This window comes from Acinetobacter sp. HA (assembly GCF_000264725.1).
In the GTDB taxonomy this organism is placed as follows: Bacteria; Pseudomonadota; Gammaproteobacteria; order Pseudomonadales; family Moraxellaceae; genus Acinetobacter; species Acinetobacter schindleri.
This window is the reverse complement of record NZ_AJXD01000074.1, coordinates 71,382-84,169: the sequence shown is the minus strand read 5'-3', so window position 1 is coordinate 84,169 and position 12,788 is coordinate 71,382. Positions and strand designations below refer to the sequence as shown.

General features: G+C 41.8%; 13 protein-coding genes. 6 read left to right on the top strand and 7 right to left on the bottom strand.

The window, feature by feature from the left end; genetic code table 11:
• Positions 1-62: 62 nt before the first annotated feature.
• A complete protein-coding gene (locus tag HADU_RS11475; RefSeq protein ID WP_008306602.1) occupies positions 63-449 on the top strand; it encodes a transposase in 387 nt (128 codons plus the stop codon).
• A gap of 384 nt (positions 450-833) precedes the next feature.
• Entirely contained in the window at positions 834-1,349 is a 516-nt protein-coding gene (locus HADU_RS11470) for a DUF1543 domain-containing protein (RefSeq protein WP_005221505.1), read from the top strand.
• A gap of 141 nt (positions 1,350-1,490) precedes the next feature.
• Here HADU_RS11470 and HADU_RS11465 read toward each other — a convergent pair whose 3' ends face one another.
• The 5 genes from HADU_RS11465 to HADU_RS11445 form a co-directional block, all read right to left on the bottom strand.
• Positions 1,491-2,270, bottom strand: a complete 780-nt coding sequence (locus tag HADU_RS11465; protein ID WP_005221506.1) for a DUF4262 domain-containing protein — start codon at positions 2,268-2,270, stop codon at positions 1,491-1,493.
• 77 nt (positions 2,271-2,347) lie between these two features.
• Positions 2,348-2,878 (bottom strand): gamma carbonic anhydrase family protein, encoded by a 531-nt coding sequence (locus tag HADU_RS11460; protein WP_005221508.1) that lies wholly within the window; start codon positions 2,876-2,878, stop codon positions 2,348-2,350.
• A 111-nt stretch (positions 2,879-2,989) separates the two neighbouring features.
• Positions 2,990-4,138 carry a D-alanyl-D-alanine carboxypeptidase PBP5/6 gene (gene dacC / locus HADU_RS11455; RefSeq protein ID WP_004810469.1) on the bottom strand — a complete coding sequence of 383 codons (1,149 nt, stop codon included), beginning with the start codon at positions 4,136-4,138 and terminating at the stop codon, positions 2,990-2,992.
• Positions 4,139-4,265: 127 nt separating this feature from the next.
• On the bottom strand, positions 4,266-4,649 hold the full coding sequence (locus HADU_RS11450; RefSeq protein ID WP_004810468.1) for an MCR_0457 family protein: 384 nt from the start codon (positions 4,647-4,649) through the stop codon (positions 4,266-4,268).
• Positions 4,650-4,807: 158 nt separating this feature from the next.
• Positions 4,808-5,182: an MCR_0457 family protein gene (locus HADU_RS11445; RefSeq protein ID WP_004810466.1), complete on the bottom strand. Its 375-nt coding sequence runs from the start codon at positions 5,180-5,182 to the stop codon at positions 4,808-4,810.
• Between the two features lie 109 nt (positions 5,183-5,291).
• Between HADU_RS11445 and surE the strand changes: the two genes are divergently transcribed.
• From surE to HADU_RS11430, 3 genes are all read left to right on the top strand, one after another.
• Complete coding sequence (surE, locus tag HADU_RS11440; protein ID WP_008306600.1) at positions 5,292-6,068, top strand: 5'/3'-nucleotidase SurE; 777 nt, start codon at positions 5,292-5,294, stop codon at positions 6,066-6,068.
• Between the two features lie 108 nt (positions 6,069-6,176).
• Positions 6,177-7,007 carry a peptidoglycan DD-metalloendopeptidase family protein gene (locus HADU_RS11435; protein WP_008306599.1) on the top strand — a complete coding sequence of 277 codons (831 nt, stop codon included), beginning with the start codon at positions 6,177-6,179 and terminating at the stop codon, positions 7,005-7,007.
• Between the two features lie 92 nt (positions 7,008-7,099).
• Positions 7,100-8,029: a LysR family transcriptional regulator gene (locus tag HADU_RS11430; protein WP_008306598.1), complete on the top strand. Its 930-nt coding sequence runs from the start codon at positions 7,100-7,102 to the stop codon at positions 8,027-8,029.
• Between the two features lie 60 nt (positions 8,030-8,089).
• On the opposite strand, the gene HADU_RS11425 is transcribed toward HADU_RS11430, so the two are convergent.
• A complete protein-coding gene (locus tag HADU_RS11425; protein WP_005221525.1) occupies positions 8,090-9,301 on the bottom strand; it encodes an aspartate aminotransferase family protein in 1,212 nt (403 codons plus the stop codon).
• A gap of 198 nt (positions 9,302-9,499) precedes the next feature.
• On the opposite strand from HADU_RS11425, the gene grxD reads away from it, so the two are divergent.
• The gene (gene grxD / locus HADU_RS11420; protein WP_004810457.1) at positions 9,500-9,841 is read left to right on the top strand and encodes a Grx4 family monothiol glutaredoxin; all 342 of its coding nucleotides are present in this window, start codon (positions 9,500-9,502) and stop codon (positions 9,839-9,841) included.
• A gap of 93 nt (positions 9,842-9,934) precedes the next feature.
• Here grxD and HADU_RS11415 read toward each other — a convergent pair whose 3' ends face one another.
• The gene (locus HADU_RS11415) at positions 9,935-12,607 is read right to left on the bottom strand and encodes a Lon protease family protein (RefSeq protein WP_008306597.1); all 2,673 of its coding nucleotides are present in this window, start codon (positions 12,605-12,607) and stop codon (positions 9,935-9,937) included.
• Between the last annotated feature and the right edge of the window lie 181 nt (positions 12,608-12,788).

The following is a 12,788-nucleotide window of genomic DNA, read 5'->3' as shown; positions in this document are numbered from 1 at the left end:
GTTTAATTTACCCAAAGATTTACCCGAGGGCGAAGGCATCGACTGGAATGTTGTGATCGTGGATGCCACGGAAATTCCAATCCAAAGGCCTAAAAAAACAGAAGAAAAGCTATAGCGGCAAGAAAAAGACCGATACCTTTAAAGTACAGGCCATGATTCACTACAAAACTCAGCAAATTCTGAGTTTATGTACCAGTCGCGGTGCAGTGCATGATTTCGAGTTGTTCAAACGCAATTTAAACCAGATTCCTTTTGGGGCTTTTATCCTTGCAGATAAAGGCTATCAGGGGATTTATGTGTTGTATCCGAATAGCCTGTTGCCATTAAAAGCCAAAAGACACTGTAAATTGGATCCTGAATTGAAAATCTATAATCAGGAAATCAATAAAAGAAGAATCGGAATTGAGCATGTATTTGGCAGCCTGAAAACCTTCAAAAATCCTTGCTGAGCGTTATCGAAATAGAGGTAAAAGGCTTGGTTTGAGATTCAATTTAATCGCTGGAATCTACAACTTGGAACTGAGCAAAAAATGATTTATGAAAGAGGTCTACTATGTTTGGATCTAAACTAATACTACAACATGTATAGTACTTATTTTCAAATCTAGGTAATTGTATAACATCAAAAGTGAATCCATTTAATATAATCGCTGTTATACGAAATAGAACTCTATTGATATCTCCTAAAAATATTTACCTAAAACTTTATAAAATAAGGAAAAATATCATTTTATTCGTAAGTCGGAGTAGAGAATACTTCTTAACTAATGAAATCGAATTAATTTAAACTATGGATCTTTACTTTATTATTCTACTATTTAAAGGAATCTCCTATGTCTGAACTGCACTTCTACATCACCTTACTGGGCGGTAAACATGAAAAAGCCAATGTAGAAGTACATGATGTAATTCCTGTGATTAGTTCAGATATTGAATCTGCGTATCCATATTTAAAACAACAATGGTTTGGCTTGCAAAAAGGCCTGCATGTCGATGGCTGGATGAAAATCAATGGAGTGAGTTATCAAGGAGTAAATTATCAGGTCCAGATTAGTGATTTGCCTGTAAATAGCGGTTTAAAACTGTTTTTGATTAATCTGGGTGCTTATATTCCAGACCAGTTTGGGGAAGTCCATAAATATCTGGTTGTGGCTGCCAAAAACAAGACAGAAGCTAAAGCCCAAGGTAAACTGGCAATTGAAAAAGGCTGGTATAAACCACATACCGATGCAGTGATTGATGTCGATGACTGTTTAGAGTTAAACCAGATTGATCAGAAATTTATACATTTGATCGAAGGGGATTTTGAAGCAAACAGCTTTAAGAACGATTATCTGATTGTTCCGTAATTTTAAAAATGGCTACTCGAAATGAAGTGGCCATTCTGATATTCATGAAGTGATATTGCTATAAAACTCCCGGTATTTAATTTTTTTAAATGAAATATTAGGTGTTTAAAGAGAGTTAAATATCATCTTAAACTCACTACTTTAACCAGCGAGTTGATCATTATCCTCTAGTTCTGTAATCATCCATTCATCCCCGATAAATTTCCGGTCAGCTGCCTGTCCATATTGCAGGTCGAATACTTCATTTAAGGTTGGATCACGTTGGAGGATGTGCTCTAATCCAACCAGTATATAATCCTCCTCAGCCAAGGGTTCTGCCGTCAAAAATTGCCAGTCACCATCGCGTTCATGCAATACGGTAACAATTGGCTGCTCCAGTTCCAGCCATTGCCTAGTCGTATAAATGCCTAAATTCCGTGGTTCGCGGAATTTAAACTCGGCATTGCGATCCAGCAGGGGCTGATCAAATTCAAAAACTTCCTCGAAGCCATCTTCCCAAGGAAATTTATCATTCCGATCTGTCCAGACTAATTGTAAGGCTGGAAACGCTTCATCTTGGTAATAGCTTTGCGCAATCCCAAAATAGTCACCGATATTTCTGCGATCAACTTTTAGAAACTTACAGCGGCTTTCTTTAAAAAATACATTCGGATACGTGTTACTGAGCTGGATGCGTTGACCTTTTTGAACGACCTCAGTTACATGATTCAGAATAGTTTGACTAAGTTTAGCAGTGAGTCCAAAACAGATAATTTCTGGATGCTGGAATCTTTCATACAGACCAATGCTATAGCTAAAAGGTGGAGAATAGTCAGTATGAGTGATCGAAATGATTTGTACGCCGTACTGTCGAATATTAATTCTGGTCTGATTTAATAGTCCATTGCGATCCGGGCAATGATGATCTTCTGTATGTTTCATGGTTTTTATTCTTTGAATTATTTTTTAAATGAACATACAGAAGATTTAAGCTTTCGACAAATGAAATTGTCTAAAGTTTATTTATAGTTAACTGAAACCTTCACATAATTCTGTGCTGAATACGGCAAAAAAGCTTTTTCTTTGTCGGTAAGTGGACGCACTTTTTTCACAGGGCTTCCTACATACAAGTAACCACTTTCCAAAACTTTATTTGGCGGAACAAGTGAACCCGCACCAATCATCACATCATCTTCAACAATCACATCATCTAAAATAATCGTGCCAATACCGACCAAAACGCGATTGCCAATGGTGCAGCCGTGTAATTTTACATGATGACCAATGGTGACATCTTCACCAATGATCAGTGGCGAACCTTCTGGCTTATCGGCTTTCTTATGACTGACATGCAACATGGCATGATCCTGCACATTGGAATTCTTGCCAATCCGGATATGATTGACATCACCACGAATTACGGCAAAAGGCCAAACCGAGACATTCTCAGCCAAAACCACATCGCCAACCACAATCCCCATAGGATCGATATAACAAGATTCATCAATCTGTGGGATCATGTCTAAATAAGAACGTATGTTTTGGCTCATAGTGGTCTATTCATTAAAAGTTTAAACGTCATGTATAGAGTATAAAATAAAAAGCACCCATCTGAATGAGTGCTTTGGTCTTAGTCTAAGGCTAAAACAGTCTGTTTAAACTTAAAATAAGTTACTGAAGAACTGTTTGATATGATCCAGCATACGCGCAAAGAAACCAGCTTCTTCTACAGCTTTTAGTGCAACAAGCGGTTTTTCAGCAATCACTTTACCATCAAGAGAAGCAACGTATTTACCTACCACTTGACCTTGTTTTAAAGGTGCAGTCAATTTAGGTTGAACTACGATTTGCGTTTTAATCTCATTCGCTTTGCCTTTTGGCATGGTCACATTGAAGTTTTCAGCAAGGCCGATTTGAACTTCATTTTCCTTACCAAACCACACCTTAGACTTGGCTAAGACTTGTCTGCCGGCCTGAACATTTTTAGTTTCGTAGTTTGCAAAACCCCATGCCAAAAGTTCACGTGTATGTGTTGCACGATCCTGCATAGATGGCGCACCGAAGATCACAGAGATCAAACGCATTGGACCACGTTTTGCAGAAGTCGTTAAGCAGTAACCCGCTTCATTGGTATGACCGGTTTTCAAACCATCCACACTTGGATCTGTATACAGCAGGGCATTACGGTTGCCTTGCTTGATTCCGTTAAAAGTAAACTCTTTTTCAGAATAAATCGGGTAGTACTTTGAACTGTCTTTAATGATGTGCTGTGCCAGCATGGCCATATCTTTGGCAGTCGAATAGTGACCTTCCGCAGGCATACCGGTTGAGTTTACAAAGCTGGTATTGGTCATGCCGATACGTTTTGCTTCCTGGTTCATCATATGTGCGAAGGTACCCTCGTTACCTGCAATATGTTCTGCCATTGCTTTGGAAGCATCGTTACCTGACTGGATGATGATACCGCGCAGCATCTCAAGTGCTGTTGCCGTGCCGTTTAGCGGAACATACATACATGATTCAGAACTACTACCGCGACACCATGCCGATTCGTTCATACGAACCTGTTCATCTTCAGTCAGTTCACCGCTTAATAACTTTTGTTCAATGATGTAGCTGGTCATCATTTTAGTCATTGAAGCAGGGGCTAGTTTTTCATTTTCATTTTTAGATGCGAGAATTTGCCCTGTTTCGTAGTCCATTAGCACATAAGATTTATTATTCAATTCTGGTGGTGCAGATAGGACAGTTGCTGCAAAGCTAAAACTAGGAATTAATAATAATGCAGCAAGAGCAGTTTTTTGGGTCATTTCTAGTAGGTTCCAATATCTTGATGTAAGCACGAAGAGCCTAGCATTTTAGGACAAAGCTAGGCGGACTTCTACGGTTTGCAGCGGCTTATTTCAAAAGTATTGTAAGCATGGCGGCAGAAAAAAATCAGGATTTGCTATAAGTGGTGAGTTCTGTACAAATCGCTTGATTTTTCTGCTGACCTGCTTTCTGCGCATCCTGTTGTGCTTCTTTCAGGATCGGCTGGAATTTTGTGTTTTTGCTAAGCTGATTCAAGGCTTCTACCGGGTTCTTTTGACCAGGCATATATTCACTGACCAGCTGGCTATAACCCGCTTTAAATTTATTCTGGTCTTTCACCATACCTGGACAGATTTCTGAAAGTACATAAATGGCCGCAAGCTCATGCTGAGTCACTTCTTGAATCGGAGTGACTTCAATATTGGTATCGGCTGCAAAACTTTGTGTAGTCAAAATGCTGAAAGTTGAAAGAGTAAAAATGCCAAAGGCTTTAATGAATAAATTTTTCATTGAAAATCAAAAGCTCAAATTAGAAATTAAGATGGGCTTAGATTAACTAATTTTGAAGGAATGAAAAGATTAAAAATGTAAGGAAGCAGTAAAATAATGGAGAAAATCGTTATATAAACAGGATGATGGCGCTGCATCATCCTGTCAGAAAGTCTGAATTAGATTTGTTGAGTGATCAGGTCATTACACACTGCCTGATGTTCATCTTTAGCGGTTTGCTTGGCTTCCTGGCGTGCTTCTTGAAGTGCTGACTGATATTCTTTGTCCTGTTGGATCTTGTCATAAGTCATCGATTTATCAGAATAATCGGATAAGTATTGTTTAATCAGCTGTTGAGCGTTCTGCTCAAATTTGGCATTTTTACCCACAATCCCCGGACAAACTTCAGTGAGCACTTGGACTGAAGCCAGGTCTTCCTTAATAGTCAAATCTACCTCAGCAGATAAATTTTCAGCTGAAAAAGCAGGAGAGCTCAGGCCAGCAGTCAGAGCAAAAGCCAGTGCGGCTACAGCAACCGTATTTTTAATCATCATGAACCACATATATTAAAGATGGATGTTGAACGATAAATATATATAATTCCGTGGCTAATACAAACAAATGTCCCAACCAGTCATTTTTTGGGACGAACGGGATTTTGCTGTGAATATATTGATATCAAATGATGATGGCGTATTTGCTCCGGGCATACAAGCACTAGCGCAGAGCTTAAAAGCCTTAGGCCGTGTAGTGGTTGTTGCACCTGAAAGCGAACGTAGCGGATTTTCCAGTGCATTAACCCTTGACCGTCCACTGCGACCGATTCAGATTGCTCCAGATGTTTGGGCAGTAAATGGTACTCCGGCAGACTGTGTCTATCTGGCCATGAATGGTTTGTTTGATGTCGAATTCGATCTTGTGGTGAGTGGCATTAATAGCGGTGCCAATCTGGGGGATGATGTATTGTATTCAGGAACAGTGGGGGCAGCATTTGAAGGTCGTCTAGCAAAACATCCTGCACTGGCTATTTCTTTGTGTGGGCAAAACGTGCGTGCTTATACCTCACCAGAAGATTATCGTGTTGCAGCGCAATGGGTTCATGACTTTATTGCAGCAGGTTTGCCAGCATTGCCTGAGCGTCAGATTTTTAATGTCAATATTCCGGATATCGCTGAGCTAAAAGGAACCAAAGTGACCTTCCAAGGTCGCCGTAGCCAGTCTAAACCCATTAGCAGTCATGTGGATCCACGTGGCCGTCAGGTTTACTGGATTGGTCTATCTGGTGAAGCAGTTGCAATGCCAAAGCATCAAGGAACTGAAATTGAGTCAGACTTTTTTGCCATCGCCAATGGTTATGTCAGTGTGACGCCAATCCAGATGGATGCTACAAACTATGACGTACTTCACGAATTACAGGGTCAGATTTTAAATAAAATCTAACTAATGTTATAACTTTGTGAATAGATGGACATTGCAACCTTATTTGCTGTGTTTTTTTGCTAATCTAATCGAGTTTTTTAAACCGTATAGATGTTAGAGAGGAAGATAATGTTCCTGGTGTCACCGAAACGCTTTATTGCTTTGCCTACAGGCCTGATTAAAACGTTAGTACTCACAACAGCAGTGGTTTCAGCAGTTATCGTAACTGGGTGTGCAACCAAACCTTATATTAATAATTCCGCACGTTATGCTGCAGCACCTGATTTTTATACGGTTCGTTCAGGTGACACCCTAAGTGGCATTGCAGCACGCTATGGTCTGAGCTATATCAGTGTCGCGGAAATGAATGACATTCCGGAGCCATATCGTATTTATGTCGGTCAATCGATCCGTTTGAAAAATACCAAACGCAGTACGACTACTCAAGTCGTTGATACTTCAGCACCTATCCAGCGTAAAACTGTCGTGGCTCCAACGCCGGTAACTCCAGCGCAGACCACTGTTAAAACGACACCATCAGTAACACCAAAAGTCACTACACCTGCTCCTGTGACAACTGTACCGTCATCCGGATTACGTTGGGTAAAACCATCGAATGGTGCAGTATTGCAGCAATACAATCTGGCTTCAAATATTAAGGGCATACGTTACGCAGGTAATGTTGGTGATCCGGTATTTGCTGCTGCTGATGGTCAGGTGGTGTATGCCGCTGACGCTCTAAAAGAATACGGCAATCTGGTGCTGGTCAAACATATTAATGGCTACATCACTGCGTATGCACATAACAGTAAACTTAACGTGAAAAGTGGTCAAAATGTAACCGCAGGCCAGAAGATTGCAGAAATGGGTTCAAGTGGTACAACCCGTACCATGCTTGAATTCCAGGTACGTCTGGATGGAAAACCGGTGAATCCTGCATCCGTTTTACCGAATAGTTGAATAAAAAGGTGCAAATGCTAAATTTCACCGTATAATACAATGAGTTGCTTTTATCAAAGGATGAAGCACCTCATAAGTTTAGAGGGGAATTTATGTTAGATCAACTTCGAGCAATGGGCGTATTTGCTTGTGTTGTAGAGAAAAACTCGTTTAGCGGTGCTGCACGTGAACTGGGTATTACCACCAGTGCCGTAAGCCAGCAGATTCGATCGCTGGAGCAGGACATGGAAGTGATTCTCCTGAACCGTTCCACACGAAAATTGAGTTTGACTGAAGCAGGCCAGGCTTTTTTCTATAGCTGCCAGGAAATGTTATCCGCTGCTGAACGTGGCAAAGTCCGTATCAATGAGCTACGTGATGATCTGGTTGGTGACCTGCGTATCGTTGCAACTGCAGAACTGTGTTCAATGCATGTGATTCCGGCATTGTCGCACTGGATGGCTGCGCACCGTGGTTTGACAATGCAGTTTGAAACACAAGATCAACCGCTTGACCTGAAGGATGGTCGTGTTGATATTGAACTGCGCCTTGATCAAGTCATCGACGATAGCAATGTTGAAGTCGTTCCACTTATTCAGATTGAACAGATTCTGGTAACAGCTCCGAGTTACATCAATCAATCTGTTTTAATTACACAGCCGGATGATCTGAAGCAACATGACATTTTGTCACTCAGTCATTTGAACAATCATCAACAATTTTATTTCCAGCATGTCAATACAGCCCAAAAAGTTGAACTTGAACTGAGCTCACGACTAAACACCAATAATAGTATTGTGGCGAAGTCGATGTGTCTGCATGGCAATACCATTGCCCGCATGTCATATCTGGATGTACAAAAAGATTTAATAAACGGCTCTTTGATTGAAGTCCTGCCTGAGTGGAAATTACAACCATTTACGCTATATGCAGTCATGCCAAAACGTGAACAACAACCTATAAAAATTCTCCGTTGTCTTGATACCTTGAAACAATATTTTGGCCAGTTGTCTGGCGGACGTTTGTTGCAAATCGCATCATAAACTGCAAAGAATTAAAAAAGCCGCTTGATGCGGCTTTTTATGTTTCTGGCTTTTAAGAAATTAAGCCAGATATGCTTTAATCATTTTAACCAGACGTTCAATCAGTTGATCAGCCTGTTCCTGAGTAATGTTCAGGGTAGGCAGCAGACGTACCACATTGCCTGCAGTTACGTTGATAATGGTTTTATATTCATCACGCGCGATATCTACCAGTTCGCCACATGCTTTTGGCAATTCAATACCAATCATCAGACCAAAACCACGAACAGTGACATTCTGATCACCAAGCTGGCTACAAAGTTGCTCAACGATATAAGCACCTTTTTCTGCTGCATTCGTCACGATATTTTCTTTTTGCATAATATCAAGGATGGTATAAACAATACGTGAACCTAGTGCTGTACCGCTGTAGGTTGAACCATGGTTCCCGGCAGTTAAAACACCAACACCACGTCCTTGGGTCATCACCGCACCAATCGGAAAACCATTACCCAGACCTTTTGCAGTGGTCAGTACATCTGGAACAATGTTGGTATGTTGATATGCAAAATATTTACCGGTACGGCCATTACCTGTCTGAACTTCATCCAACATCATCAGCCAGTTATGCTGGTTGCACAGTTGACGGATTTCTTCCAGGTAGCTGAAGCCTTGTGGTGCAGTATTGACACCGCCTTCACCTTGAATCGGTTCAACGAAAACAGCTACGATGTCAGGGTGATTAATTGCTGCTTCCTGAATCGCTTCGATATCACCAAATGGTACGCGGATAAAGCCTTCAACCAGCGGTCCGAAACCTTCCTGAACTTTTTTGTTACCTGTCGCTGAGAGGGTAGCCAAAGTACGACCGTGGAAAGAGTGGTCAGCCACAATGATTTTTGGTGTAGCGATGCCTTGCATATGGCCAAATTTACGTGCAATCTTGATTGCACCTTCATTGGATTCTGCACCGCTATTCGAGAAGAAAATTTCTTCCATGCCTGAAACTTCAGCCAGTTTTTGTGCAGCAGCAGTCTGCCATGGTACTTCAAACAGGTTGCTGGTGTGAATCAGGGTGGTGGCCTGTTCAGCAATTGCTTCAGCAAGTACCGGGTGGGCATGACCCAGCCCACATACTGCAATTCCGGTCAGAGCATCTAGATACTCAGTACCATCTTCAGTATAAAGATAAGCACCTTGTCCTCGGACAAAACTGATCGGCTGACGGCCAAATACCGGCATCAAGTGTGAAGGTTGATCAGTTTGCACAGGAGCAAGGGTAATATTCTTCATGACTAACTCTTATCTGTTAGGTGGATTGAAAATTGAAGTCATAGATGCCATATATAGACATAACGACAGGACCTATATAAGCAAAATCTCAAACAGAATAAAAGCTGAATTGTAAATAAAACATGAAATATTATTTTAGACATACTGTTTTAGTTCATTTTGAGTATAATGCGAAGCAGATTTATTGAGGATATATCAATGACTGAACAAGCACGCGATACAGAAGCGTTAATTCGTGACCAAATTGCCAAACACGCAGTACTTCTTTATATGAAAGGCACACCACAATTCCCACAATGTGGTTTCTCTGCTCGTGCGGTTGAAGCACTCAGTCAAATTGGTCGTCCATTTGCTTATGTGAATATTCTGGAAAACCCAGACATTCGCGCAACTCTTCCAGTTATTGCGAACTGGCCAACTTTCCCACAATTGTGGATCAATGGTGAATTGATCGGTGGTAGCGATATCATGCTCGATATGTTCCAGAAAGGTGAATTGAAGTCTTTAGTTGAACAATACAGCCCGGCACCTGAAGCTTAATAGATTTATTAGACTTGCAGATGTTAAAAAGCGCTTCCAGAGAAGCGCTTTTTTATGACTGAAATTTAACACTTAAAATGGAAAAGGGCAGGATTAGTTTTCTGCCTTATTCTCAGAGGTTTCAGATTGTTCCAGTTCTTTTGATTCAGCCGCAAGTGCTGCTGCAAGCGCATCTGGATCTGCCTGAATATCCTTTACTGGTGCTTTGTCTTTTTTCTTTTTCTTCTTTTTTTTCTTTTTCTTTGGCTCTTCTTCCTCAAGCTCGGCACCATCTTCAATAGCTTGCCAGTAATCCAGTTGCTCCATCACCGCAGCATAAATTGAATGCTTGCTATAGCGGCCTTTCTTGTCCAAGGTACCGACTGGACGTGCCATTAGAATTTCCAGTGCTTGATCGATGGTATCAATCGCATGAATATGGAACTGACCTGCTTCAACTGCTGCAATTACATCTTTACGCAGCATCAGATGCTGCATGTTTTGACGTGGAATAATCACACCTTGCTTGCCAGTCAAGCCTTGCAATTTGCAGGCATCGAAGAAACCTTCAATCTTGGCATTTACCCCACCAATTGGCTGTACCTGACCGAGCTGGTTCATGGAACCGGTAATCGCCCAAGACTGGTCAATTGGCAGCTGGCTAATGGCTGAGATCAATGCAGAGAGTTCAGCCACAGTAGCACTGTCACCATCCACCTGACCGTAACTTTGTTCAAACGCCAGAGCTGCAGAGAAGTGCAGGGTTTGTTCACGACCGAAATGCGCTTTCAGGAAAGACGCCATCAGCAATACGCTTTTGGCATGTAGTGAACCACCGAGTTCCACGCTGCGTTCGATATCCAGAATGTCACCACCACCTTGATAGACCGATGCAGTTAAACGTGAAGGTAAACCAAATTCCACGTCCGCATAGTGAATGACAGAAAGGGCATTGATCTGACCAAGACGGTGACCACGTGTCTCAATCAGCTGGGTACCACGAGACAGATCTTGCCAATATAGCTCACGTAAATAGCCTAAGCGATATTTGCGATGATCCAGGGCAGTGTTGATGTGTTTTTCTGAAACCATTTTGTCATCAGCTTTAAAGGCATGATGATGCGCTTCACGAATCAAATCACCCAAAGTCAGCGCATGTAATGACAAGGAACTTTGATCTTCAGCCTGACGGCTGGAATCAGTCAATAAGGCAGCCAAGGCAGAACGGTCAAAAGGCAACAGTTTGTCTGCCTGAACATAATCTGCAATGAGCTGCATATAAGCCTGCTCATTTTCGTCATTACGTTGTAATGTATCTGTAAAGTCAGCACGGATTTTAAAAATACTACCCAGCTCAGGTTCGAGCTCCAGAATTTCATAATAGATCTCTGGTTCAGCTAGTAACACGATCTTGATATCAAGTGGAATTGCCGCTGGCTCAATTGAAATACTGCCAGTTAACGTTAGCATATGTTCTAAAGAAGACAGTTTCAGCTGACCAGATTTCAATGCACGTTTTAGGCCTTGCCATGCATACGGTTGTTCTAAGAGTTGCTCGGCTTCAATCATCAGGAAGCCGCCATTGGCACGATGCATTGAGCCCGGACGGATCAAGGTGAAGTCAGTGGTAATCGTACCGTTCTGGGTTAACTGTTCTACATGACCGAGCAGGTTGTAATGGGTTGGAAAATCTTCAAAGATCACCGGTGCACCGCTGTTTGGCTTATATGTCACAATGACATTGGCCTGATAACGGGACGGCACACGACTGAACAGGCCAGGAGTAAAGTCATCTTCTTCCTGTTCCAGCACAATCTCGACATTATTAATGATGTCTTCCGCATAGAACTTCAGATATTTATCCAGGCCTTCCACATCTTTAAATTTAGCCAGCATCTGTTCAACACGCGGTACAACCACCTGTTTGGCAATCTCACGGTTGAGTACCTGTACACGGTCACGGGCATCATCTTCCAGATCACCGAGGAGCAGGCCCAGGCGTTCTAGTTTTTTATCCATGTAACGCATGTTGGATGCAATTTCAGCACGATCTTTATTGCTCAGTGCATTCAGATCATCTTGTGTCATTTCCTGTAACTTGTCATCTTTGAGATGAACCGGTACAAAACAGTGCTCATCATTGCGAGAGATCAGCTTTAAATCGAATTCTTCACCTTCACGGGTCAGTTCAATCAGCGCTTGCTGCTGTTCATCACCGGTTTGCTGACGGATCATCTCAATACGGTTGTAATAGGTTTCCGCAGTAAAACGACGTTCCAGCTGTTTAAGAATGGTTTGCCAGCTTTGATGCAGCATCGCCTGGAATTTAGGACCTTGACCTGCAGGAAACTGCAATGCAATCGGCTGGCGGGAATTCTGGAAATTATTAACATACACCCAGTCATTTGGTGTTGCTACTGTTTTGGCATGTTGCTGTAGCAGACGTTTGACCATGGTACGCTTGCCAAGACCTGCGGTTCCGACAGCAAAAATGTTATAGCCTGAATATGGCAGGGCAATCCCGGCTTCAACTGAGGCACGTGCACGATCCTGACCAAGAAAATTATTGAGTGGTTTAATACGCTTGGTCGACGCCGGAATTTTATCCAGTTTTGGAATATGTGTCAGTTGCGTGGGCTGCAAGCGAGTTTTTTCAAGAGTAGGTTGTATTTCGCTTTGTTCAAATGCTGTCTTTAATAGTTCAGCATGGTTTTGTTGTGCAGTTAGGGTAGTGTTAATCGTATTGGCGGTTATTGAAGAATGAATTTGATCGAGTCTCTGGGTCACTGTTGATGTCCAAAACGAAATAGTGCATTAATGATTTAAGGTATACAGAATTAGCCGGAAAATTCAAGCCAACATGTCGCTTTTGGCGTAAAAAAATAAAATGATCTATGCAGAGAAAATGGTAAATCTTGTTGAAAGATCCTGTATTAAAGGATTGAATAGCAACTACTGGTTTTTTGCG

Excerpts from the sequence above, each read along its gene's own strand:
- HADU_RS11475 (WP_008306602.1), top strand. The coding sequence starts at position 63 with ATGCCACGGAAATTCCAATCCAAAGGCCTAAAAAAACAGAAGAAAAGC.
- HADU_RS11445 (WP_004810466.1), bottom strand. The coding sequence starts at position 5,182 with ATGATGATTAAAAATACGGTTGCTGTAGCCGCACTGGCTTTTGCTCTG.
- dacC (WP_004810469.1), bottom strand. The coding sequence starts at position 4,138 with ATGACCCAAAAAACTGCTCTTGCTGCATTATTATTAATTCCTAGTTTT.
- HADU_RS11435 (WP_008306599.1), top strand. The coding sequence starts at position 6,177 with ATGTTCCTGGTGTCACCGAAACGCTTTATTGCTTTGCCTACAGGCCTG.
- HADU_RS11425 (WP_005221525.1), bottom strand. The coding sequence starts at position 9,301 with ATGAAGAATATTACCCTTGCTCCTGTGCAAACTGATCAACCTTCACAC.
- HADU_RS11430 (WP_008306598.1), top strand. The coding sequence starts at position 7,100 with ATGTTAGATCAACTTCGAGCAATGGGCGTATTTGCTTGTGTTGTAGAG.
- HADU_RS11460 (WP_005221508.1), bottom strand. The coding sequence starts at position 2,878 with ATGAGCCAAAACATACGTTCTTATTTAGACATGATCCCACAGATTGAT.
- HADU_RS11450 (WP_004810468.1), bottom strand. The coding sequence starts at position 4,649 with ATGAAAAATTTATTCATTAAAGCCTTTGGCATTTTTACTCTTTCAACT.
- grxD (WP_004810457.1), top strand. The coding sequence starts at position 9,500 with ATGACTGAACAAGCACGCGATACAGAAGCGTTAATTCGTGACCAAATT.
- HADU_RS11465 (WP_005221506.1), bottom strand. The coding sequence starts at position 2,270 with ATGAAACATACAGAAGATCATCATTGCCCGGATCGCAATGGACTATTA.
- HADU_RS11470 (WP_005221505.1), top strand. The coding sequence starts at position 834 with ATGTCTGAACTGCACTTCTACATCACCTTACTGGGCGGTAAACATGAA.